Below are 21,029 nucleotides of genomic sequence, written 5' to 3'. Positions count from 1 at the left end.
GCCGTACCGCGGCACGGCCGAGTTGTTGATTGGCGCGGTGCGCCTCGGTCATCTGCTGCAAAGGTGACCCGCGTCGTGGCGTCAGGGTTGTTGGAGCGATAGCCGTTGTCATCGCCGGCGATCCCGACCGGGAGCAGGACCGGCCTGGACCAACGACGCCGGTGGCACGTCTCGATCAGCCATTAGCCTGCTCGGCAGCGCCACCAGCTGCACCCAGGCCCGCTCACCCTGAGCCTGCGCCACGGCCATGCCGACCAGCTCCTCGCCAACCACCACTACGGGCTGGCCCGCTCGGGCCGCCGCCATCACCTCCGAAACCGAAAACACCGGGGGCGGCTCGTCGACTTCCGGCTCTGCTCCCACACCCGGATCGTCTGATCCAGGTCCTCACCATGAAACTCCCGCAAATCGCCACGTCCTCATCACTACCGCCTCACCACCATCCCCTCCGACACGCCCGCCCTCGCCGCGACTACATCCCGATTCTCTCGGCTCTACCTCCTGTCGGCTGATACACGCCGGACATGCCGACGATGAGCTGTCACCCAAGCCCGCTGCGGACGACATCCACCGCGTGATCCGCAAGCCGACGCAACACTTCTTGGCCGAGCCCACGTCCAGTGTGGAGCGCGCAGTGCCTGGTCAGCGGGCTCTGGCCCGGTCGTCCGTGCGGTGTTTCAGTGGGTGCGGGCGCTGCGGGCGGTACCCAGGCGCAGCAGCAGATCGGAGTCGAGGTGCTCGAGTTCGAGGGCTTGACGCATCCGCGGGATGGCTTCGGCGTCGATGCGGTGCCGCACCTCACGAATATCGGCGCGGTCCTCGGTGATTACTACCAGGTGCAGTACCGGGTGGGCGCGGGTGCCGACCAGGCTGGCCCGGGCCCGGTGTACCCCGGGGTAGGTTTCGATCTCCTCGACCAGCGGTGCGGCAGCGGTATCGGTGTCGAGGCGGGTCTGACCTTTGCGGGGGTTCTGGCTCAGCTGCCAGGTGCCGGTTTTCGCGCGGCGCAGGGTCTGGGCCAGCAGCCAGCGCAGACACAACAGCCCCACGATCACCGCCACGACGGCGACCACCCACGGCACCCACCCCGCCAGCGGCGGCACGGTGGACACAACCGGAGCCTCGGGAGCCAGCAGAGGCATCACACCGAACGCGCTGGCCAAGATGCACACGCCGCCGACCAACAGCACAACACCGGTGAGCACCAGCAGGGTGCGGTTGAGGAGAGCAGGCGGGTTGGGACTGGCCATCAGCTGCTCCTTTTCGTGGAGGCTTTGATGCGCAGCGCGGGCCGGCGTGCCGGATTGATGTCGTCGAGCCGGTCGGCCAGCAGGCCGCGGACCTGCTCGGGGATGCCGCCTGTGTCGGCGACAGAGGTGCGCACGGTGACGGTGATGCGGCGTCGGCCGACCTTGAGCCGGGCCGCGCTGACTCCGTCGGCCGCGGCGGCGGTGGAGGTGAGGTCCGTGCGCAGGCTTCGGCGGGAAACCCCGGTGTCGGTGTGTTCAGGTCCGGTGCCTGGGTCGTCGGCCAGAGGCAGGACGGTGGGCGTTCCAGGTCGAAGCGCGGTGGCGAGCAGGATCAGTCCGAGCAGGGTGGCGATGACGCCGGCGGTGATGGTGACGGGGTCGTTCCACGCGCGGCCCACCACGGGGGTGGTCAGGGCCTGCGGCGACACGATCGGGTCGTATCCGAGGAGGTGCTGGATGGCGGCGGTGGCGGCGAGCACCGACAGAGCCAGCAACACCACGGCAACCACGGTGGCGGGCACGCTGCGGCGGGGGCGGCGAATCATCGGATCTCCCGGCGAACGGCCGGCCGGTATAGCGCGGTGACGGTGATGTCCACAGTGCGCACCTGCAGGTCGGCCAACACTGCGAGCCGGTCGATGAGGCGCTGGCGTACCTCTTCGGTGACCTGGCCGACCGGGGCCGGGTAGCGCACCGACAGGCGTACACGCAACGCGCAGACACTGCCGTGCACCTCAGCTGTGACCCTGGGTTGCTGTTCGGCGCGTTCACTGCCTGCAGTCACGCCGAACACCTGGCGGGCGGCCCCGCCGACCTGGTCGACCTCGGCGATGATCTGGGCAGCCATGGCCTCGATCACCCGGTCGGAGAGGGTGGTCGAGCCCCTCTCCTCCGGTGGGACCTGCCCGCCCCGGGTGCCCGCGTGGCGGGCACCCGGGTGGAAAACCGTCTCCTCTGCGGGTGCGGTTCTGGGGTGGGAGGCTGTCGCGCCCGGCCCCGCGACGGTCGACGGGTTCATCGGTGGGCTCGCTCGCGTTCGCTGCTGAAGAGGTCAGCCAGATCGAGGTGGCCGTCGAGGTAGCGTCCGACCCCGAATCCGAGGGCGCCGAGGATGGCCACGATGGCAAAGGCGGAGAACCCGCCGAACGCGCCGGCCAGGCCCAGCACGAGGCCCACGGCCAGGCAGATGAGGGTGGCGTTCATGATCAGCACTCCTGGGTCTGGTTGTCCCGGAGCTGGTGCTGTCCGGGAAGTTCGAGATCTTCGATGACGACCGCGACTGGCAGGCCACCCGCGTAGGGGGTGACGGCCGCGCGGACCTGGTCGGCGACCTTGGCCACCGAAGCGGGGTAGCGGGCCACGACGTGGATGTCCAGCCCGGTCTCGGTCAGGCGGATGCCGGCAACGCGGCGCCCGGGCAGGTAGGTGGCGATATGGTCGTACCGGCCGCCGTGCAACCCGGCCACGAGCGGACATCCGGCCACAGCCGTGGCAACGGCATCGGCTCTGCGGGCCACCTCACCCATCAGAGCTGGGGTGCTCATTCCACGCGCCCGGTCGTCGATGATTGTCCACCGGTGTCGTCACCGGGAAGGTGCAGGTCGGTGACGTGGATGTTGACCTCCACGACCTCCAGGCCAGTCATCTGTTCGATGCCACCGATGACGTTGCGGCGTACTCCCCGGGCCAGCTCGGCGATCGCCACGCCGTACTCGACAACGAGGACGAGATCGATCGCGGCCTGCTTTTCTCCGACCTCGACCGTCACTCCCTGCGTGGACGAGGCGCGCGCCCCGGGGATGCGTTCACGCAACGCTCCGATAGCCCGGGTAGTCCCACCCCCGAAACCATGCACCCCGGAAACGTCGCGGGCCGCCATCCCGGCGATCTTCGACACGACCACATCGGCGACGGTGGTCTTGCCCTGGCTGCTCTCCAACTGCGACTCGCCCACGGCCGGGCTGCGCGGCGACGGCGTCGCCGGGGCAGAACTCACGGCCTGCGAGCTTTGACTCTGCTGCTGACCAGGCGGTGTAGTCATGGCCTGGTTCTCCCTCACTATCGGACAAGGCCGAGTTCACCGCGTGTTGCGGCGCTAACGGCACTTGCTCTCGTAGGACACGTGCCCGCGCCGATTCCTCGCGCCCCGAACCGAATGACCCTCGAATGGGGGACGTGCGTTGAAGCGATACCGCGAACAGCTGGAGGCTCTCGCACACCTGGCCGCAGGGAGCATGACCGGGCGCCTAGTCGGGGAGGGCGATGTCGCTGTGCGCTGCGAACACGTCGTCGATGGCGATAGTGATGGCCACGGGTTCCAGCCCCGTCACCGCGCGCACCTGTTCATCGACCGCAATATGGATGCGCTCCGCAAGTTCGTACAGATCCGTGCCGTAAGTTGCGGCCACAGTGAGCACGATCGCCGTGCTCTGGCCAGCCATGCCGACTCGCACCGCGTTCTCCTGACCTACCGAGCCGCTACCGGGGAGGCGCAGGCGGCTCAAGGCGACCCGCACTCCCGGGACGTCTTGAGCCGCCTCCCGGGCGGTGACCACCACGACCCGGGCCGCGATCCGGGTCTGTCCGTCGTCATCAGCCAGCACTCCGTAGGTTGGGTTGTGGACCGTCCCGCGGATTCGTCTCAGGGCGGCCTGCAGTGGCGATTCCGGCGGGTGCACCGCCGCACCGGCGACCTCGCGGACCGGGGCCCACAACCGGTCATACTCCGCCAGCGCGGCTTGGCAATGCGGGCATCCTGCCTGATGAGTGTTGCGCCGGGCCGCATGTCCGTCCGCGACCTGTGCAAGCACGTCATCCACAGCCACTCCACACGGCAACCGTTCGCCGAAGCGGTACCGGGAACCGTGACCAGTCGTCATGTCCAGCCCTCCAGACGATCCAGCACGACGCGGCGCGCTCGCGACAGCCGACTCCGCACGGCCGCCTCGGAAATGCCCAGAACCACCGCAGCCTCCCGGTAACTCAATCCTTCCAATTGACACAACACCAGCACGCTTCGCTGCTGGGGTACGAGATCGTCGATCGCGGCATACACAGCGCGAACGCGCTCGCGGGCCATCGCGACATCCTCCGCACCGGCCGCAACCGGCGTCGGGCACTCGGCATCCAATGAGAAAACTCCCGGATTCCGGGAACGCCGGTAATTCAAACACCGGTTCACGACGATGCGATAAAGCCACGTCGTGAACGCACTGGTCCCAGCAAAACCCGCTAACGCCGTCCACAGCTGAATGAAAACCTCCTGCACAACGTCCTCGGCATCCTGATGGTTGCCCAGCATGCGCAGCGCGATCCGGTAGATCCGGCCGTGATGACGACGCAGCAGCACTTCGAACGCCTCGAGATCACCACCGCGCGCCTTGCCGACCAGCCACAGGTCCGCCTCCTCGTCCCGGAACGGCACCGCCGGCGCAGACAACCCCGAGCAGGGAGGCCGCCCTGCCCGTCCACGTCTCCCCAGGCCCTCGCTCACCACCGCACGGCCACCGCCCCCCGGTGACACACCCCCGTCTTCTCCAATCCTGCAGGCCGCCCGTCCGCCCTGCGCACCCGAGCGGCTCTCGACTCACGCCATACCCATCCGGATGTCCAGATAACGCCCGAACCGGCCGACACCGACGAACGATCAGGGGTGGGCCGATGCGCTCCGAGGTCGTCGAGTGCCTCGAACTCCGAGGAGGCGAAGGATGCCTGGCCGGTCCGGATCAGCTTGTTCACGCCCGCCGATTGCATGCTCGAGGCCGGGCCGCGATGAGGACCAGCCTCGACCCAGACACGATCGAAGGCTATCTGGAAGAACTGACGGTTTTCGCCAGTCAGCGCATTGCGATTCGCCTGCCGCGTCGCAAGGAGCTCAACAAAAATTGCCTGGTCCAGTCGGCGCACTCATCGGCGACGAACTCGGAGAATGCAACGCGAGCGAACAACAGATCCGCATGAATTCGCACGGGCAGCAAAAGCTCAACGACGGGCAGGCCTTCCCCGGTGGCACGACAACTGGTCAGCTCACCGTCAAACGATCACTACACAAAGATCGACACGACATCCCCAAAACCCGCTCTGGCCACCCATCGAATCGATACACACCGCTGACGAAACGGCAGGTCATACGCTCGCCCGCACGGTCACAGGAGCCCGCGATCACATACTCGTCCTCAAGACGGCCACCACACCCACGCCAGGCGACGTTCAAATCGCGGCGTGCGCCACAGTCATATCACCGTCACGAGACCTCATACGCAACACAGCCCCTTCCGGTGACGATCACCGGAAGGGCTGTGAACTGCGTATATAGATGGTGCGCGATACTGGGATTGAACCAGTGACCTCTACCGTGTCAAAGGTAGTGAACAGCTGGATCCGACCAGGTACTTCGCGAATCCACGCAGGTCAGCGGCTCTTGTTCCTCCTCATTCCGACGGGTTGTCACGCGTTGCTGCGCGTTCCCGTCGCCAGGAGATCGCCATTTGATCATGGCGATCATCAGGAGGGCGACCACCATGTTCAGCCATCTGACAGACCCGCGGGAGGAAGTCGGCGGGCGGCGCAGCCGGCTCCCGGGCCGCGAGGCCGACCCGCCGCCTGCCTCACTGGGGAGCGCCGGCCGCCGCGATCGCCTTCGCGATCGTGCTGTGGTGGCTACTCACCAGCGTGGTCGCCGGCGACGACCGACTGCTGAGCTCCTTCGCACCGCAGCACACCATCCCCGCCCTCGGCGACCTCATCGCCTGTGGCGTCCTGCTGCACGACATCGGGTCGGGCCTGTGGCGACTGCTCGTCGGCATCCTCGTCGCGGCCGTGATCGGCATGCCGCTCGGCCTCGCGGTCGGATCACTGGCCACTGTGGAACGCGCGACCCGGACGGTGTTCCAGTTCCTGTGCATGATCTCGCCGCTGTCCTGGGCCCCGGTCGCGGTGGCACTGTTCGGCATCGGGCACCGGCCGGTGTTCTTCCTCGTAGCCGCTGCCGCGGTGTGGCCGATCGTGCTCAACACCGCCGCCGGGGTGCACGCGGTCGAGCCTGGCCACCTGCTGGTCGCCCGTTCACTCGGGGCCAACCGAACCGAGGCGCTGACAAGCGTTGTCCTGCCTGCAACCCGCGGACACATCCTCACCGGACTGCGAGTGGCGCTCGGCATTCGCCTGAGTCGTCCTGGTGCCAGCCGAAATGCTCGGCGTGGACTCCGGCCTCGGCTACCAAATCCTCAACGCCCGCGACCAACTCGCCTACGACCAGATGATGGCCGTCATCCTGGTCATCGGCACACTCGGCTACCTCCTGGACAGCATCGCGCGGCGCACACTCGTGACCCGGCCTCAGGAACGCCTCAACGACTGACCTGAACCGGCGCCAACCGCCCGGCGGTGGCGATCAGAGAACCGGTCTTCTCGTAGATCACCTCTAGGTAGAACTCGACGGCGTCCTCATCCACGCCGACCCCGACCGTCTCCCACATCTGGCCGGTGACGAGCGCCCGAAGGTGCCCGCCATCTGCCGGACCGCTGACCGCCGCGGACGGATCACCGCCTCCGCCTCCGGGTCGTCGAACTGCAGCCCGCTGTTCCGGGGTCGCTCAACGAACGTTTCCAGTCGACGGGCGAGCAGTCAGGTTCGATGACCACGACACGTCCGATCCAAGCAATCGAGTACGCTAACGATTAGTGCACAAATTATTTGAGAGGTGGCGCATGGCACGGTCCGAGGTACATGGCGCGGGTGAGCGGGTGCGCGTGCGGCCAGATCTGGCAGGCCGCGGCGGTTATCGTGCCGGCGAGATCGTGCCGGGATCGATCAAGCTCTCGAGCAACGAATCTGGTCATCCCCCGCTGCCAGGTGTCCTCGAGGCCGTCCGCGCGGCAAGTGCCGAAGCGAATCGTTACCCGGACAACCATGCGACCGTGTTGCGTGCCGCCTTGGCTGAGCGGTGGGCCGTCACGTCTGATGACGTGATCATCGGCTGCGGTTCCAGCTTGCTGTGTCAGGAGCTCGTTCAGGCGACTTGCGAGCCAGGCGACGCGGTCGCGTTTGGTTGGCGCTCATTTGAGGCATATCGCCTCTACGCGCGGACCGCCCATGCGCGCGCGATCACCGTGCCGAACACCCCAGACGGCCGTCTTGATCTGCCAGCCCTCGCCGCCGCTTGCGCGAACGCGGAGCAGGTCGGCGTCGTGTTCCTGTGCAGCCCTAACAACCCTACCGGCGCCGTGATTACTGACGATGAGTTGACAGGATTCTTGGATGCCGTACCGCGGTCGGTCCCTGTCGTGGTCGATGAGGCGTACGCGGAGTTCGCAACTGGCGTGACGCCACACGCGATCGATTGGTACCGCGCCGGATGGCGGAACGTCGTCATGTTGCGCACCTTCTCCAAAGCGTACGGCCTTGCAGGATTACGCGTGGGCTACGCGATTGGCGCACCGGAGCTTCTCGGCGCAGTGCACGCCATCCGATCACCCTTCAACGTCAGCGCCGTGGCCCAAGCGGCAGCGATTGCGTCCCTGCAAGCTGTCGATGAGATGGACAAGCGTGTTGTAGCTGTCGCTGCGGGCCGACTATGGGTTACAGAGCGTCTGCGCAGACTCGGGCTGCCTGTGCAGGATTCGGAAGCGAACTTCCTCTGGCTCCCGCTCGGCGTGCATGCCGACGAATTCGCCGAGCACTGCCGGCACGAGGGTGTCGTCGTGCGCTCTTTCCCACCCGATGGTGCAAGGGTGACCATCTCTGTCCAGGCCGACAACGAGCGGCTAGTACACGTCGCCCGTAGTTGGCGTCTTTCGGCAGGCGATCGGATGTCTCTGCAGTCGTCTGGCGCCCAGCAATGACGCACCATCTCCACAGGCGCTCCAATGTGGACCACGGCCCCGAATCCCCGACTGCCGACGTCCTCTGCCCGCATGGGCGCATCCGAAGCCGCCCGGGTGCCACATGCTCGATTAGCCGAAGCAGGAAGAGAGCCTGCGCACCGAGGGCGAGTTCACCACGGCGACTCGCGTCTGTCAGCGGTGCTCCCTCTGCCGCCGTTCGATACTTGCTCGCGATCTCCCTACCAACCGTCGTCCCGTGACCTACCAGAGAGAGCACCGCTATGGCCACCAACCTCGCCGACCGAATCGAATACACGATGTGGTCTGTGTTCAAAGCCGTTCCGGACGTGTTGCCTGCTAAGCGTGCTGTTGTGGAAGAAGCCGAAGAATATTTCGCCGGACTCCCCAGCAACTTCGTCACCGTACGCGGCGTGTATCGGCTATCCGGCCTCCGTGCAGACGCAGATTGGCTCGTATGGTGGCACGCCCCGACCATCACCGCGCTACAGAACGCGTACTCCGGGCTGTGCCGGACTGCGTGGGGCAGAAGTAGCATCCCCGTGTGGAGCACGGCGGGCGTTCACCGGCCGGCGGAATTCAACATCAGCCACATCCCGGCATACCTTCAGGGCACAGCTCCGGGCCAATTCCTCGCGGTCTATCCGTTCGTCCGCTCGTACGAGTGGTACCTGCTGCCTGCTGATGAACGTAGGGACATGCTCGCCAACCACGGACGGGCGGCGCATGACTTCCCAGACGTGCTCTCCAACACGGTCGCCGCATTTGGCCTCGGTGATTACGAGTGGCTCCTCGCCCTCGAAGCGCGGCGGTCGCGGCAATCTTGGGATCGGCGCCTCGCTGAGCATCAAGCGCCGCCGGATCTGGGCGCGCGTGGCCGAGCACCCGGAAGCGGACGAGGGCGGTCGCGCGTATCGTGATCGAGGTCGGCGGACTCGCCCGCGCCGATCAGGCCGGCTACGGCGAGGAGTTCACCAGGGTGGCCAAGGATCTGTTCGGGACCGACGGCTCCCATGCGGCGCAAGAAGCCGCAGCTGTGCGCGGAAAGAGCAGCTGAGGGGTGTCAACCAGACGTTGTTGTTGGCGCCGAGGCGAGAGAAGAAGCTCGTTCCGATTCGGTCGGGCGAAGGCCAGTGTCGGGTCGGCGGTACCCGCGTAGACGAGCATGGGGACACCCAGTACACCGCGGCTGAGTTCGCCAAGGTCTGTAAAACCCATGGTGTGCGCCGACCGATGGGCCGGATCGGATCCTCTTTCGACAACGCGCTCGCGAAATCGTTCTTCTCCTCCCTCGAACGCGAGATGCTCCATAGTGGATGGAAACGATGAGGACCAGTGAAGCCGAGGCACGGCAACAAGTTTTCCGCTGGATCGCCTTCTACAACAACCGCGGACGACACTCCGCACTTAACGAGCCGGGCCCGTGCTCGCCTCTATTACAACATCATGGTTTGGCGACTGGATCCCGCCGCCAAACCGTTTTCCACGTCAACGATGTCGGCTTGGGCATTGACGAACCGACAAGCATCAAGATTCAACGTCAGCGTGAATTCGTGATGTCACGGCAAGATTCTGCGCAGCACCGAGTCACTCAGCCGAACGATCACACGGTGCCGTCGGCCTGCTTTTCGTCAGCGTTCACGAGACTCTGAGCCGCAGCTTCCAGATAGCGCAGCAGCCGGCTTCGATACGGCTCAGCGAGTCCCTCGGCATGCACGGCAGTGCGCATGCACCTCACCCAGGCGTCCCGTTCAGCCTGGCCGATGACGAACCTGGCATGCCGCCAGCGCAGCCGGGGATGTCCACGCGTTTCCGAGTAGGTTCGGGGCCCTCCCCAGTACTGCATGAGGAACAGTCGCTGTCGTTCCTCCGCGCCGGCCATGTCCGCTTCGGGATACATTGGCCGGAGAACCTCGTCCCGAGCCACCTCCTGGTAGAACCGAGAGGCTATCCGGCGGAAGGTCGCTTCGCCCCCGATCGCCGAGTAGAGGTTCTCTTCGTCCTTCCCACACGGTTCGTGGTCATTCGTCATCGGAAGCAAGCTCATCGTTGTGCTTCACCGTCGAGTCGCCCTGCCCTTTGACCGAATCGTCGCCGTGCGTAAGGGTCTTGCCGGTGAGTCCGACGTGGGCTTCTCGGCGCATCCGCTCGGAGATGTGCGGGTAGTGCAGCTCGAACGCCGGCCGCTCGGAACGGATCCGGGGCAGCTCGGTGAAGTTGTGCCGCGGCGGCGGGCAGGAGGTCGCCCACTCCAGGGAGTTGCCGTAGCCCCACGGGTCGTCGACCGTGACGACCTCGCCGTAGCGGTAGCTCTTGAACACGTTGTAGAGGAACGGCAGCATCGAGGCGCCCAGGATGAACGCGCCGATCGTGGAGACCGTGTTCAGCGCGGTGAAGCCGTCGGACTCCAGGTAGTCGGCGTACCGGCGCGGCATGCCCTCGTTGCCCAGCCAGTGCTGCACCAGGAACGTGCCGTGGAAGCCGATGAAGGTCAGCCAGAAGTGCAGCTTGCCCAGCCGCTCGTCCATCATCCGGCCGGTGATCTTCGGGAACCAGAAGTAGATGCCGGCGAAGGTGGCGAACACGATCGTGCCGTAGAGCACGTAGTGGAAGTGGGCCACCACGAAGTAGGTGTCCGAGACGTGGAAGTTCACCGGCGGGGCGGCCAGCAGGACACCGGTGAGACCGCCGAAGAGGAACGTGACCAGGAAGCCGACGCTGAAGATCATCGGCGTCTCGAAGGTCAGCTGCCCCTTCCACATGGTGCCGATCCAGTTGAAGAACTTGATGCCGGTCGGGACCGCGATCAGGAACGTGGTGAACGCGAAGAACGGCAACAGGACCGCGCCGGTGGCGTACATGTGGTGCGCCCACACGACCGCGGATAGCGTCGCGATGCCCAGGGTGGCCAGCACCAGGCCGGTGTAGCCGAACAGCGGCTTGCGGCTGAACACCGGGAAGATCTCCGAGACGATGCCGAAGAACGGCAGCGCGACGATGTAGACCTCGGGGTGGCCGAAGAACCAGAACAGGTGCTGCCAGAGGATCACGCCGCCGTTGGCCGGATCGAACACGTGCGCACCGAGCTGCCGGTCGGCCAGCAAACCCACCAGCGCGGCGGTCAGGATCGGGAACGCCATCAGGATCAGCACGCTGGTGACCAGGATGTTCCAAGAGAAGATCGGCATCCGGAACATCGTCATACCGGGCGCACGCAGGCAGACCACCGTCGTGATCATGTTGACCGCACCGAGGATCGTGCCCAGCCCGGACACCACCAGACCGACGATCCACACGTCAGCACCGTGCCCCGGCGAATGGATCGCGTCCGACAGCGGGGTGTAGGCGAACCACCCGAAGTCCGCCGCCCCGCCAGGCATGAAGAACCCCGACAACACGACCAAGCTACCGAAGGTGAACAGCCAGTAACCCAGGGCGTTCAACCGCGGAAATGCCACGTCCGGCGAACCGATCTGCAGCGGCAGGATGTAGTTCGCGAAGCCGAACACCACCGGCGTCGCGTACAGCAGCAGCATGACCGTGCCGTGCATGGTGAACAGCTGGTTGTACTGCTCCTGCGACAGAAACTGCATCCCCGGAACGGCCAACTCGCCCCGGATCAGCATCGCCATCAGGCCGCCGACCAGGAAGAACGCCATCGACGTGACCAGGTAGAGGATGCCGATCTGCTTGTGGTCCGTCGTGCGGAACATCCGCGTCAAGGCCGTCCCTTTCGCCTGCTCGCGCCTCGGCAGAGGACGCACTGCGGTCGGTCGTTGGGCTATGTCAGTCACATCCGTCTCCGAACATCCGGCGGTCGAGATCTCGGTGTGCAGGCCGAAGCGGCCAGGCGGCGGCCACGAGCGTGGCCCGGCTCCGCTTTCGAGATCACGCCGCTCACACTGCGACCACGATTACTGCACAAATATTTAGCACGCTAATCATTGGAGTCAACCCCGCAGCAAGGCATAGTGCGCAAGACCACGAAGCACGAAGCATCGGGCGGCGCTGCGGGGCGAGCTGCGCGGCCAGCTCGTCCCGCAGCGCAATCGGCACGGTGCTGCGGTTCAGCTTCGAACCCGCCGTCGCCCCGTCGTAGCTCACCTGGATCCTGCTAGCTACCCCATCTGGACGGTGTCCAGTTCGGCCCGGCCCGGATGCGCCCACCGGGTCCGGGCCGGGACTGCTCAGAGCTCTACGGGCACACCGACGAGCGAGCCGTATTCGACCCACGAGCCGTCGTAGTTCTTCACATCATTCTGGTCGAGCAGCTCGTGCAGGACGAACCAGCTGTGCGCGCTGCGCTCGCCGATGCGGCAGTACACGATCGTTGGCGTGTCGCCCAAGGGCACACCAGCGTCGTTGTAGAGCTTGCGCAGTTCGGCCTCAGACAGGAACGTGCCATCCTCAGCCGCAGTCTTGGCCCACGGGATGTTCTTGGCCGTCGGGACATGGCCAGGCACCTGCGACTGCTCCTGGGGAAAGGCCGGAGGCGCGAGGAGCTCGCCGGCGAATTCCGGCGCCGAACGCACGTCCACGATCGTCTTGACTCCGATCGAGGCCACCACCTCGTCGCGGAACGCGCGCAGCGAGTTGTCGGCGTCCTGCGCCACGTACCGAGTGTGTGGGCGTGAGACCGGTTCAGCGCTCAGCTGGCGGCCATCGAGCTCCCACTTCTTGCGTCCGCCATCGAGCAGGCGCACGTCGCGATGGCCGTAGATCTTGAAGTACCAGTATGCGTAGGCCGCGAACCAGTTGTTGTTGCCCCCGTAGAGCACGACCGTGTCGTCATTGGCGATTCCCTTGGCAGACAGCAGCCTCTCGAAACCAGGCTTGTCGATGAAATCACGCCCCACGGGCGCCTGCAGATCCTTGCGCCAGTCCAGTCCTACCGCCCCGCGAAGGTGATTGACCTGGTAGGCATCGGCGTCCTCGTCGACCTCGACGAACACGACCTTCTCGGTATCGAGGTTCTTCTCGGCCCAGTCCGCGTCGACTAGAACACTGTCTCTGCTCATGCTCACTCCCGCGCCAGTTTGAATGCACACCAACAGTTGGTGCACCAAGCAAATTTGATCGTAGACGCTCCCCACATCGGACACGGCGTCGTTCCACAATGCGAGATCGATGCCTCGCGAGCAGTCGTCATGAACACTTGGTGCACCAATCGTTGGGTATACTGCGAACATGCCTTCCCACACGCGCGATCCGCTTGCACTTGAAGAACAGGTCTGCTTTGCGCTCGCGGTCGCTTCGCGCAGCGTGGTCGCCGCCTACAAGCCAGTGCTGGAGCCCCTTGGGCTGACCCACCCGCAGTACCTGGTGATGCTTGCGCTCTGGCAACACGGCGAGGTCGGCATCAAAGACCTCAGCGAGCTGCTACATCTTGACCCGGGTACCCTGTCCCCCTTGGTCAAGCGGCTAGAACATCTCGGCTTGCTCGAACGCGTCCGCCCCGCGCACGATCAGCGCTCTCTGCAAATAAGCCTGACCCCGGCTGGCCGGTCCCTGAAACGCAAAGCGCTCAAGGTGCCCGCGGCGATGCTCAACAAGTTCGGCATGACCGTCGAGGACCTTCAGCGGACGAACGCACTGCTGCACGACATCATCGAGGCGGCCCAGGCGGCAGCGAACCCTTGATGAAGCTCGTTGCCACCACGACTGAGCCATGACTGGCGCTGTTGCTATCCCGAAACGGGAGCCGCAGCGCCAGGTCGTCCTGTTTGGACATCGCGACCTTCGCATGACGAGCAGCGTTCAGCTGCGACTGGTATCCAATCGCCGATCCTTGCGCATCGCGAGGAGAGCGTCCGTCGTTCGGACGAGGTGACTCAGCATCGCGTCCGCCGCGTCTGCGAGTTCGTGCGCGCGGATCGCGCCGAGGATCTCGCGGTGGTCGCGCAGGGAGCTGGCTGGCTGGCTTGGCGTGCTCAGCGACCTGCTGGACGTTCGATCAAGTGCCTCGCCGATACCTTCCATCAGATGCAGGCAAGTACACGCCCGCATTCGACGCGGTCTTCGCGTCCGAGCGCGTGAAGGTCATCAAAACCCCGCCACAGACACCACAGGCGAAACGCTACGCGGAACGATTCATCCGCACCCCCGCGGCGAATGCACCGACCGGCTCCTGATCTACAACGAACGGCACGCCATGGCAGTGCTCAACGAATACACGGACCACTTCAATACCCACCGCCCGCATCAAAGCCTCGACCAGCACCCGCCAGAGCACGATCCGACGACGGTGATCCCGATCGACGCACCGATCCGGCGTCGCAAAGTCCTGGACGGCGTGATCAACGAGTACACCCGAGCCGCTTGAAGCCCATCAGAAAAACCCCAGACCAACCCCGTACATCGAGTTTTGGCGCCCTACACGATGACCTGAACACCGCCCGATGGAAATCAACTCCTCGATCGGACCGACCCATGCACCTGATAGCGCTGACAGCACACAGCTACCGGCGGGCCTGTGTTGACCAGCAGAAATAGCGATGAAGAGGAGGCAGCAGTGTTACCGATGTCGTTCCACGGGTCACTTTCACCGATCCGCAGGTGTGCGTAGCGGGCTGACCGAACGGCCAGGCGTGTTCGACGGGGTTTGAGGTCCGGACGTCGCGGTACAGCGTCGGAGATCCCCGGGACATATGTGCAGGGTGTGGGGATCACTTGTACAGCGGGGGTTAGCGATGCCGGGCTTCGGGAATCTTCTGATCCTGACGATCATTGCCTTTCTGGCGCCGTTGTTGCTCGGGCTGGCACCGCGGCTGCGGATCCCGTCGGTGGTCCTGGAGATCGTGGCTGGGGTCATCGTGGGGCCATCGGTGCTGGGACTTGTGCGCATGGATCAGGCGGTGCAGATCGTAGCCTTGCTGGGACTGGCGTTTCTCCTGTTTCTCGCAGGGCTTGAGGTTGACCTCCATCGCCTGCGCGGGCCACTGCTGCGGGTGGCCTTGATCGGCTACGTGGTGAGCTTGGCGGTCGGCGTGGCGGCAGGCTTCTCGTTTGGCGCGGCGGGCTGGGTGCGTGACCCGATGCTGATCGCGGTGGCGCTGTCCGCGACATCGCTCGGTCTGGTTGTCCCCGTGCTCAAGGACGCCGGGCGTGCGGACCAGACGATGGGGCAAACGACGATCACAGCAACCGATGCCCGCAGCGCCCGCTGGGGGCTCGTCCTCGCCGGGTTCTTCGCGGGAGCGTTCTTCTTCATCACCGCAACCATTGGGCTGCTGGCCACGGTTCTGTTCCCCGGTGTTGCCCCAGACCAGGCGTTGACCACCGTCGTGATGCGGCTGATCCCCGCAGGGATTGTCGGGCTCGTGGTCGCCGCGCTGCTGTCGGTGGTGATGTCCACCGCGAGCTCGTCCCTGAACTCGATCGCGGTGGTGTTCGTCAAGGACATCTACCGACCGCTGGTGGATCCCGACGCCAGCGCCCGGAAACAGCTGTGGCTGGAGCGCGCGCTGAGCCTGGGGGTGGGGGTGTGGATGCGCTGCTACCTCCAGGACTGGCGGCCGATCATCGGCCCCGTCCCCGGTGCGGACGGCGTCTTCACCACCAGCGGACACTGCACGCTCGGCCTGGCCCTCGCCCCCGCGACAGCGGACGCACTCGTCCCAGCGGTTCTCCACGGCACCATCCAGACCGGACTGGCCCCCTTCTCCGTCCCCAGGTTCGCCCGGTGCCGGCGTTGAAGTCCGGTCCAGCCGTCTGTCCGGCGGCCGGCACAGGACCTGGTTCCCGTTTGGATTCAACGGGTTTGTTGCCGTCCGGCGATGCGGTGCAGCCGAGTGCGCGCCTCGGCTGTGCACAGATTCGGTTCGTGCTGCGGTTTCTCGGCAGTCGGCTTCGCAAAACAGTCGCATGACCTGCTGCGAGAGTTCATCAGCCGCTTTCGGGACACGTGAAGCACGCCGAGCACTCAGCCGTCCGAGTGTGTCGGGATTTTCCCAAGCCAGCGGGAGATGCATGCCTCGCGGTTCGGGAAACCCCTTGCAGGGTAAGCGATGGCGGTTCCCTCAGGACACGCGATCGTTGCTTTCCCGGAGCGCATAGGATATGGCCTGGTGGTGGGTGAGGTTGTTCCCATCTTCGAATGCGGCGTCGAACGCCTGCGGGCCGAGAGCCTTGCGAGCTTGTTCCTCGCTTGCCCGGTGCCGGGCCACGTACGGTGCGAATCCGAACAGCGGCTGGCCGATCTCGCGCCACAAGGTGTGGCTGGCTCCCAGCAACCGAGCGGCGCTTTCAGCGTCCTGCCCTACCGCGGACCAGGCGAGCAGCTCGATGGACAGGACCACCCCGACCAGATCGTTGAGCTGCTGCTTGATCCGCAGGCATTCCCGAGCATACGCGCTGGCTTGCCGGGTGTCGCCCTCCGTCCAGGCCGCAGCGCCCAGAACCCACAGCGCCCACGAGCTCGACCACGGAACGCTGTACTGGTCACGCATCGCCAGGCACTCTTCGCAGAGATCACGAGCCCGCTCGCAGTCGCCGAGAAGCAGCACGGTGCTGGCCAGAATCGGCCGGCTCACCACCGTCACCGCACTGGGCCGGCCCCCGGCCTTCTCCTTCGCCAGGGCTTCTTCCAGATACGCCACCGCGCGCTGCGGGTTCTCGCGCATGTGCTCGGCATAACCGGACACGCACAATGCGGAGGTCAGCTCCGCCTCGTCACCGATGCGGCGTGCCAGGTCACGACACTCCTCGAGCATCGCCAGCGCAGGGCCAACATCGCCCTGGATGGTGGCGATCCAGGCGTTGGTCCACAACGCCTTCGCCCTCTCCTCGCTCGGTTCCGTCGCTCGCGCAAGCAGGTGATCCAACCAGTAGCGACCCTCCGCGACCCGACCGCCGCCGACCCAGCAGAACCACAGCGCCCCGGCCAACCTCAATCCGGTCCGCGCCTCTCCGGGCTCGGCGAGGCAGAACTCCAGCGCCATCCGCAGGTTCGCGTGCTCGGAGTCCACGCGTTCGTTCCAGGCCACCTGCTCGGGACCGAACCACTTCGCCTCCGCCCGCTCGGCCAACCGGCGGTAGTGGTCTCGATGCCGCCGCCGCAGGAGGTCTCCCTCCCCCGACTCGTGAAGCCGCTGCCTCCCATACTGACGGGTCGGGTCGAGCAGCCGGAAACGCGTGCGCCCGGCACGGTCCTGCCGGCTGAGGACGGACTTGTCCACCAGCCCGACGACCAGTTCCAGCACGTCCTCCGGCAGCAGCACCTCGTCGGCGCAGACCGCTTCAGCCGTCTCCAGGTCGAAATCCGCCGCGAACACCGAGGACCGCACCCACAGCCTCCGCTCAGCCGGGCTGCACAGCTCGAAGCTCCAGTCGAAGATCGCCCGCAACGTCTCGTGGTGGCACCCCACCCGGACGTCCGGCTCGGGTGGCCTGGTCACGCCGGTCGCAGGCCATTCGTCCAACGCTGCGATGATCTCTTCGACCGACATCGTCCGGAGCCATTTCGCCACCAGCTCGATCGCCAGCGGCAGCCCTTCCAACCGACCGCAGATCTCCGCCACCGCGCGGCAGTTGGCGACGTCCACAGCGAAGCCCGGGGCCAGTTCCGCAGCACGCTCGGCGAACAATTCCACCGATGCCCAATCCCGCGCCGCCTCCATCGAGAGCAGCTCTTCGGGGTGCTCGGGAACCGGCAACGGCGGGATCGTCACCACGTGCTCGCCGTCGCAGCCCAGCACCTGACGGCTGGTGATCAGGATGCGCAACCCGGGAGCTTTCCTGAGCAGCGCATTCACCAAATCCGCGCAGTCCTGAACCAGATGCTCACAGTTGTCCAGCACAAGCAGCAATCGCCGAGGCGCCAAGTACTCCGACAGTGCGTCGATCGGCCGCCCCAGCGACCAGTCGCCGGCTCCGAGGACGCCCAGCACGGTGTGCGGCAGGAGTGCGCCGTCGTCCAGCTCGGCCAGTCTCACCAGCCACACACCGTCAGGAAATCTCCGACGCACCTGTGCGGCCACGCGCAGGCCCACGCGCGACTTGCCCACCCCGGGAGGCCCCGTGATGGTCACCAACCGCGCCCGAGACAGTGCCCGTTTGTTCTCGGCCACCTCGTGTTGGCGGCCGACAAAGCTGCTGGTCTCACCCAGCAAGTTCCCCGCCTGCCGCCCGGCACCGTGCATGCTCCTCACCGTCGACTCACCCCCCGAATTCGTTGTCGACACTGCGGTGGGGCGTCCACTGCTCCGTCATCCAGGTCGCGAGCTGGGCCCGGGAGTTGAAACCAAGCTTGATAAAGACGTGTTCCACGTGAGCCTCGACGGTCCGTTTCGCGATGAACAGCCTGGAGGCGATCTCCTTGTTCGACAATCCCTCGGCAACCAGCGCGGCGACCTCCCGCTCACGCCTCGTCAGCGGTGAGCTCAACGACGGAGCGACCACAGTCTCCGCCTTGGCACTCTCGGACAGCGCGTAGGCAATGGCCGTATCAAGGGGCATACTGCGCCCCGCCTCGTAGGCGTCGTCGAACTCCTCATCGCCAAGGACCTCGCGCGACCGGGCCTCGGCCTCACCATGCCAGCTGAGGTAGTACCCGAACCCGAACAAGAACTCGCTGAGCGGTTCAAAGAGCTTGCGGCTGGCTCCGAAAAGCTTGGCGGCCCGTTTCGGCTCATCCTCGGCCGCAGCGATCCAGCCCAGGATCTCCACGCACAAAGCGATGCTGATCGGGTCTCGAAGAACTCGTTCTATCCGCAGTGACTCCCGCACGTTCTCGATCGCCAGCTGCCGCTCTCCCCGGGCCCACCGGGCGAGGCTCAGGATCCAGAGAGTGCGCGACAGGCTCCAATGCTCACCGCAGGACTCGCACATCTGCCTGCATTCCTCGCAGAGCGCCACCGCACGATCCAGGTCGCCGCGTGTGCAGACCGCCAGGGCCAGGTAGAACACCGTTGTCGCCAGGTTCACGTCGGGCTCGCCGGCGGCCCGGTGGCGAGCCAGTGCCTCTTCCAGCAGCTCGACCCCTCGAGCGTGGTCGCCGTGCATCAGCTCCGCCAGCCCGTTCATCTGCAGTCCGCGCGCCAGCGCGGACCGGTCGTCCAGTCGCCGTGCAAGCTCCTGGCATTCCTCCAGCATGGCCAAAGCCGCGGAGTTGTCGCCTTGCCGGATGGCGATGTAACCGCTGACCCACAGGGCCTTGGCTCGCTCGGCGCTGAGCTCCTGGTCAAGCGCCAGAGCCCGATCCAGCCAGTACCGCCCCTCGGTGAGCAAACCGCACGCGATCCAGTAGATCCACAGCGCCGAGGCCAAGCGCTGCCCTACTCGTGCTTGGCCGGGCTCAGTGACGCAGAATTCCAGGGCAGCCCGGAGATTCGAATGCTCCGCACGCAAGCGAGTCAGCCAATCGAGTTGGCGGGGACCGAACCAGTCGGCTTCGGCGTCCTCCGCCAACCGCAGGTAGTAGTCCCGGTGCCGCAGCCGCAGCACTGCTTCACCACTGGATTCGCGCAGCCGCTGCTGCCCGTACTGGCGCACCGTTTCGAGCAGCCCGTAACGGACGGGAGAGCCCGCTTCATCGCGGGTCAGCAGGGACTGGTCCACGAGCCCTGCTATGCACTCGAAGATTTCCTGCCGCGGCAGGTCGTCGTCCGCGCACACCGCTTCCGCCGCGTCCAGGCTGAAGCTCCCGACGAACACCGACATCCGTTGCCACAGCGTTTGCAGCTGTTTCGTGCACAGATCGAAGCTCCAGTCGAACGTCGCGCGCAGCGTCCGGTGATGCGGCAGCTCGGTGCGGCTGCCGCCGGTCAGCAACCGGAAGCGATCGTCCAGCCGCAACAAGATCTGCTCCACCGGCAGCGCACGCATCCGCACGGCTGCCAGCTCGATGGCCAGTGGCAGACCCTCCAGCCGCCGGCACAACCGAGCCACCGTCTCCAGGTTGTCCGGCCCCAGAGCGAACCCGGGAAGCACCGCCTCCGCTCGCTGCTCGAACAACAGAAGCGCCTCAGACGGACTTTCTCCCGAAGCATGCGACTCAAGAGTCTCATCCACATCCAGCGACATCGGCGGTACGGACCAGACGTGCTCCCCTGCCACGTGCAGTGGCTCCCGGCTCGTGGCGAGGATCCGCAGCCCTGGTGCCTCCCGCAACAGCGTGCTCACCAACTCGGCACATTCATCCACCACATGTTCGCAGTTGTCCAACACAAGCAGCAGTTGCTTGTCAGACAGGTAGTCCGTCAAAACGGTCTCGGGGCCTCGCGTGGACTGCTCACGCAATCCCAACGCCACCGCGACCGCGGTCGCCAGCAACGAGGGTGACTGCAATTTGGCCAACTCGACCAGCCACACCCCGTCGCGGAACGCCCGATGCACTCCCCTGGCCACCCGCAACGCCAACCGGGACTTGCCGACTCCGCCCACCCCGGTCAGAGTCGTCAGCCGCGACGACATCAACATGGCCCTGACCTGGGCGATCTCGTGCCGACGCCCGACGAAACTCGTCACATCCGCCGGAAGGCCACCCACCGTTCCGGGTGACGATTTACTCACGTTCCCACACTACGCCCGGGGCTCTCAGACACATCTCAAACCGACTGCGATGCTCAAGGCGGGACTCGTCCGGAATCGGCCCTCCGGCAACACAGCGAACACAGATAGCAGCCAACGGTTCCTCGGCGCCGCAATGATCAGCGAACGACCTGCTGCGCACCTTGTCGAAGGTCGGTCAACTACCACCGTAGGGCTGGCAGCCTCAAAAACCGTGGCAAGCCAACCCGAGCCATCGCGGTCCCGCTCGTCGCGAAGCAGATCGGCGTTCCCGCCACGGGATCGCCGCCGCACCGACCAGGGGTCGACATCGCCAAGCAATACGCACCAGGCTCAAACACAATCGCGCCAACACGGATCGGAAGAAGGAATAGATGAGCCGGGGCACCGCGCGCAGCATGGCCGCCTTTGTCGCCGTAACGGGCGCGC

General features: G+C 65.7%; 23 protein-coding genes, 1 tRNA gene and 2 pseudogenes. 9 read left to right on the top strand and 17 right to left on the bottom strand.

Features of this window, described 5'->3' with window-relative positions; translation table 11 throughout:
- Positions 1 to 108 precede the first annotated feature (108 nt).
- The 9 genes from AB0I53_RS24600 to AB0I53_RS24560 all read right to left on the bottom strand — a co-directional run bounded on the left by AB0I53_RS24600 (position 109) and on the right by AB0I53_RS24560 (position 4,674).
- Positions 109 to 363 carry a hypothetical protein gene (locus AB0I53_RS24600; RefSeq protein WP_358607242.1) on the bottom strand — a complete coding sequence of 85 codons (255 nt, stop codon included), beginning with the start codon at positions 361 to 363 and terminating at the stop codon, positions 109 to 111.
- Positions 364 to 677: 314 nt separating this feature from the next.
- Positions 678 to 1,250 carry an alkaline shock response membrane anchor protein AmaP gene (locus tag AB0I53_RS24595; protein WP_358607239.1) on the bottom strand — a complete coding sequence of 191 codons (573 nt, stop codon included), beginning with the start codon at positions 1,248 to 1,250 and terminating at the stop codon, positions 678 to 680.
- Positions 1,250 to 1,795: a DUF6286 domain-containing protein gene (locus AB0I53_RS24590; RefSeq protein ID WP_358607236.1), complete on the bottom strand. Its 546-nt coding sequence runs from the start codon at positions 1,793 to 1,795 to the stop codon at positions 1,250 to 1,252. The genes AB0I53_RS24595 and AB0I53_RS24590 overlap by 1 nt, the downstream gene beginning before the upstream one ends.
- The gene (locus tag AB0I53_RS24585; RefSeq protein ID WP_358607233.1) at positions 1,792 to 2,268 is read right to left on the bottom strand and encodes an Asp23/Gls24 family envelope stress response protein; all 477 of its coding nucleotides are present in this window, start codon (positions 2,266 to 2,268) and stop codon (positions 1,792 to 1,794) included. Before AB0I53_RS24585 ends, AB0I53_RS24590 begins: the two co-directional genes overlap by 4 nt.
- Positions 2,265 to 2,453, bottom strand: a complete 189-nt coding sequence (locus AB0I53_RS24580) for a hypothetical protein (RefSeq protein WP_168588647.1) — start codon at positions 2,451 to 2,453, stop codon at positions 2,265 to 2,267. The genes AB0I53_RS24585 and AB0I53_RS24580 overlap by 4 nt, the downstream gene beginning before the upstream one ends.
- A gap of 2 nt (positions 2,454 to 2,455) precedes the next feature.
- A complete protein-coding gene (locus AB0I53_RS24575) occupies positions 2,456 to 2,794 on the bottom strand; it encodes a hypothetical protein (protein WP_358607230.1) in 339 nt (112 codons plus the stop codon).
- The gene (locus AB0I53_RS24570) at positions 2,791 to 3,246 is read right to left on the bottom strand and encodes an Asp23/Gls24 family envelope stress response protein (RefSeq protein ID WP_358607227.1); all 456 of its coding nucleotides are present in this window, start codon (positions 3,244 to 3,246) and stop codon (positions 2,791 to 2,793) included. Before AB0I53_RS24570 ends, AB0I53_RS24575 begins: the two co-directional genes overlap by 4 nt.
- 250 nt (positions 3,247 to 3,496) lie before the next feature.
- Positions 3,497 to 4,069: an Asp23/Gls24 family envelope stress response protein gene (locus AB0I53_RS24565; RefSeq protein ID WP_358607224.1), complete on the bottom strand. Its 573-nt coding sequence runs from the start codon at positions 4,067 to 4,069 to the stop codon at positions 3,497 to 3,499.
- A gap of 56 nt (positions 4,070 to 4,125) precedes the next feature.
- The gene (locus AB0I53_RS24560) at positions 4,126 to 4,674 is read right to left on the bottom strand and encodes an RNA polymerase sigma factor (RefSeq protein ID WP_358607221.1); all 549 of its coding nucleotides are present in this window, start codon (positions 4,672 to 4,674) and stop codon (positions 4,126 to 4,128) included.
- Between the two features lie 236 nt (positions 4,675 to 4,910).
- Here AB0I53_RS24560 and AB0I53_RS24555 point away from each other — a divergent pair, with 236 nt between their 5' ends.
- A complete protein-coding gene (locus tag AB0I53_RS24555; RefSeq protein ID WP_358494556.1) occupies positions 4,911 to 5,210 on the top strand; it encodes a hypothetical protein in 300 nt (99 codons plus the stop codon).
- A gap of 356 nt (positions 5,211 to 5,566) precedes the next feature.
- Here the strand turns inward: AB0I53_RS24555 and AB0I53_RS24550 are convergent.
- A tRNA-Ser gene (locus AB0I53_RS24550) sits at positions 5,567 to 5,657 on the bottom strand.
- A gap of 420 nt (positions 5,658 to 6,077) precedes the next feature.
- On the opposite strand from AB0I53_RS24550, the pseudogene AB0I53_RS24545 reads away from it, so the two are divergent.
- Positions 6,078 to 6,347 (top strand): annotated as a pseudogene (locus tag AB0I53_RS24545) (ABC transporter permease subunit); the annotation flags it as partial.
- Positions 6,348 to 6,426: 79 nt separating this feature from the next.
- Positions 6,427 to 6,609, top strand: coding sequence for a hypothetical protein (locus AB0I53_RS24540; protein ID WP_358607320.1), 183 nt, complete (start codon positions 6,427 to 6,429; stop codon positions 6,607 to 6,609).
- A gap of 16 nt (positions 6,610 to 6,625) precedes the next feature.
- Here AB0I53_RS24540 and AB0I53_RS24535 read toward each other — a convergent pair.
- Positions 6,626 to 6,742, bottom strand: a pseudogene (locus AB0I53_RS24535) (polyprenyl synthetase family protein); the annotation flags it as partial.
- A gap of 217 nt (positions 6,743 to 6,959) precedes the next feature.
- Here AB0I53_RS24535 and hisC point away from each other — a divergent pair.
- The 3 genes from hisC to AB0I53_RS24520 all read left to right on the top strand — a co-directional run bounded on the left by hisC (position 6,960) and on the right by AB0I53_RS24520 (position 9,150).
- Positions 6,960 to 8,093 (top strand): histidinol-phosphate transaminase, encoded by a 1,134-nt coding sequence (gene hisC / locus AB0I53_RS24530; protein ID WP_358607218.1) that lies wholly within the window; start codon positions 6,960 to 6,962, stop codon positions 8,091 to 8,093.
- A 263-nt stretch (positions 8,094 to 8,356) separates the two neighbouring features.
- Positions 8,357 to 9,013 carry a hydrogen peroxide-dependent heme synthase gene (gene hemQ / locus AB0I53_RS24525; RefSeq protein WP_358607216.1) on the top strand — a complete coding sequence of 219 codons (657 nt, stop codon included), beginning with the start codon at positions 8,357 to 8,359 and terminating at the stop codon, positions 9,011 to 9,013.
- Positions 9,010 to 9,150 (top strand): hypothetical protein, encoded by a 141-nt coding sequence (locus tag AB0I53_RS24520; protein ID WP_358607213.1) that lies wholly within the window; start codon positions 9,010 to 9,012, stop codon positions 9,148 to 9,150. Before hemQ ends, AB0I53_RS24520 begins: the two co-directional genes overlap by 4 nt.
- 546 nt (positions 9,151 to 9,696) lie before the next feature.
- On the opposite strand, the gene AB0I53_RS24515 is transcribed toward AB0I53_RS24520, so the two are convergent.
- From AB0I53_RS24515 to AB0I53_RS24505, 3 genes are all read right to left on the bottom strand, one after another.
- Positions 9,697 to 10,125: a globin gene (locus AB0I53_RS24515; protein WP_358607210.1), complete on the bottom strand. Its 429-nt coding sequence runs from the start codon at positions 10,123 to 10,125 to the stop codon at positions 9,697 to 9,699.
- The gene (gene ctaD, locus AB0I53_RS24510) at positions 10,115 to 11,887 is read right to left on the bottom strand and encodes a cytochrome c oxidase subunit I (RefSeq protein ID WP_358607207.1); all 1,773 of its coding nucleotides are present in this window, start codon (positions 11,885 to 11,887) and stop codon (positions 10,115 to 10,117) included. The genes AB0I53_RS24515 and ctaD overlap by 11 nt, the downstream gene beginning before the upstream one ends.
- A 393-nt stretch (positions 11,888 to 12,280) precedes the next feature.
- Entirely contained in the window at positions 12,281 to 13,111 is an 831-nt protein-coding gene (locus AB0I53_RS24505; RefSeq protein WP_358607204.1) for a sulfurtransferase, read from the bottom strand.
- A 169-nt stretch (positions 13,112 to 13,280) separates the two neighbouring features.
- On the opposite strand from AB0I53_RS24505, the gene AB0I53_RS24500 reads away from it, so the two are divergent.
- Positions 13,281 to 13,733 (top strand): MarR family transcriptional regulator, encoded by a 453-nt coding sequence (locus AB0I53_RS24500; RefSeq protein ID WP_358607201.1) that lies wholly within the window; start codon positions 13,281 to 13,283, stop codon positions 13,731 to 13,733.
- Positions 13,734 to 13,850: 117 nt separating this feature from the next.
- On the opposite strand, the gene AB0I53_RS24495 is transcribed toward AB0I53_RS24500, so the two are convergent.
- Entirely contained in the window at positions 13,851 to 14,072 is a 222-nt protein-coding gene (locus tag AB0I53_RS24495) for an FCD domain-containing protein (RefSeq protein ID WP_358607198.1), read from the bottom strand.
- On the opposite strand from AB0I53_RS24495, the gene AB0I53_RS24490 reads away from it, so the two are divergent.
- Together AB0I53_RS24490 and AB0I53_RS24485 are read left to right on the top strand one after the other, a co-directional pair.
- Complete coding sequence (locus AB0I53_RS24490) at positions 14,020 to 14,415, top strand: integrase core domain-containing protein (RefSeq protein WP_358607318.1); 396 nt, start codon at positions 14,020 to 14,022, stop codon at positions 14,413 to 14,415. The genes AB0I53_RS24495 and AB0I53_RS24490 overlap by 53 nt on opposite strands.
- 367 nt (positions 14,416 to 14,782) lie before the next feature.
- Positions 14,783 to 15,787: a cation:proton antiporter gene (locus tag AB0I53_RS24485; protein WP_358607195.1), complete on the top strand. Its 1,005-nt coding sequence runs from the start codon at positions 14,783 to 14,785 to the stop codon at positions 15,785 to 15,787.
- Positions 15,788 to 16,111: 324 nt separating this feature from the next.
- Here AB0I53_RS24485 and AB0I53_RS24480 read toward each other — a convergent pair whose 3' ends face one another.
- Both AB0I53_RS24480 and AB0I53_RS24475 read right to left on the bottom strand, forming a co-directional pair.
- The gene (locus AB0I53_RS24480) at positions 16,112 to 18,232 is read right to left on the bottom strand and encodes an NB-ARC domain-containing protein (protein WP_358607192.1); all 2,121 of its coding nucleotides are present in this window, start codon (positions 18,230 to 18,232) and stop codon (positions 16,112 to 16,114) included.
- Positions 18,233 to 18,248: 16 nt separating this feature from the next.
- Positions 18,249 to 20,558: a LuxR C-terminal-related transcriptional regulator gene (locus AB0I53_RS24475; protein WP_358607313.1), complete on the bottom strand. Its 2,310-nt coding sequence runs from the start codon at positions 20,556 to 20,558 to the stop codon at positions 18,249 to 18,251.
- Positions 20,559 to 21,029: the final 471 nt, after the last annotated feature.

Origin of the sequence: Saccharopolyspora sp. NPDC050389 (genome assembly GCF_040655595.1) — a bacterium.
Lineage (GTDB): Bacteria > Actinomycetota > Actinomycetes > Mycobacteriales > Pseudonocardiaceae > Saccharopolyspora.
This window is presented reverse-complemented; position numbering and strand designations above follow the sequence as displayed.

Bases quoted from the DNA above. Each gene is read 5' to 3' on its own strand.
- hisC (WP_358607218.1), top strand. From the start codon at position 6,960: ATGGCACGGTCCGAGGTACATGGCGCGGGTGAGCGGGTGCGCGTGCGG.
- AB0I53_RS24500 (WP_358607201.1), top strand. From the start codon at position 13,281: ATGCCTTCCCACACGCGCGATCCGCTTGCACTTGAAGAACAGGTCTGC.
- AB0I53_RS24515 (WP_358607210.1), bottom strand. From the start codon at position 10,125: ATGACGAATGACCACGAACCGTGTGGGAAGGACGAAGAGAACCTCTAC.
- AB0I53_RS24485 (WP_358607195.1), top strand. From the start codon at position 14,783: ATGCCGGGCTTCGGGAATCTTCTGATCCTGACGATCATTGCCTTTCTG.
- AB0I53_RS24495 (WP_358607198.1), bottom strand. From the start codon at position 14,072: ATGGAAGGTATCGGCGAGGCACTTGATCGAACGTCCAGCAGGTCGCTG.
- AB0I53_RS24555 (WP_358494556.1), top strand. From the start codon at position 4,911: ATGCGCTCCGAGGTCGTCGAGTGCCTCGAACTCCGAGGAGGCGAAGGA.
- AB0I53_RS24585 (WP_358607233.1), bottom strand. From the start codon at position 2,268: ATGAACCCGTCGACCGTCGCGGGGCCGGGCGCGACAGCCTCCCACCCC.
- AB0I53_RS24480 (WP_358607192.1), bottom strand. From the start codon at position 18,232: ATGCACGGTGCCGGGCGGCAGGCGGGGAACTTGCTGGGTGAGACCAGC.
- AB0I53_RS24595 (WP_358607239.1), bottom strand. From the start codon at position 1,250: ATGGCCAGTCCCAACCCGCCTGCTCTCCTCAACCGCACCCTGCTGGTG.
- AB0I53_RS24590 (WP_358607236.1), bottom strand. From the start codon at position 1,795: ATGATTCGCCGCCCCCGCCGCAGCGTGCCCGCCACCGTGGTTGCCGTG.
- AB0I53_RS24505 (WP_358607204.1), bottom strand. From the start codon at position 13,111: ATGAGCAGAGACAGTGTTCTAGTCGACGCGGACTGGGCCGAGAAGAAC.
- hemQ (WP_358607216.1), top strand. From the start codon at position 8,357: ATGGCCACCAACCTCGCCGACCGAATCGAATACACGATGTGGTCTGTG.
- AB0I53_RS24580 (WP_168588647.1), bottom strand. From the start codon at position 2,453: ATGAACGCCACCCTCATCTGCCTGGCCGTGGGCCTCGTGCTGGGCCTG.
- AB0I53_RS24575 (WP_358607230.1), bottom strand. From the start codon at position 2,794: ATGAGCACCCCAGCTCTGATGGGTGAGGTGGCCCGCAGAGCCGATGCC.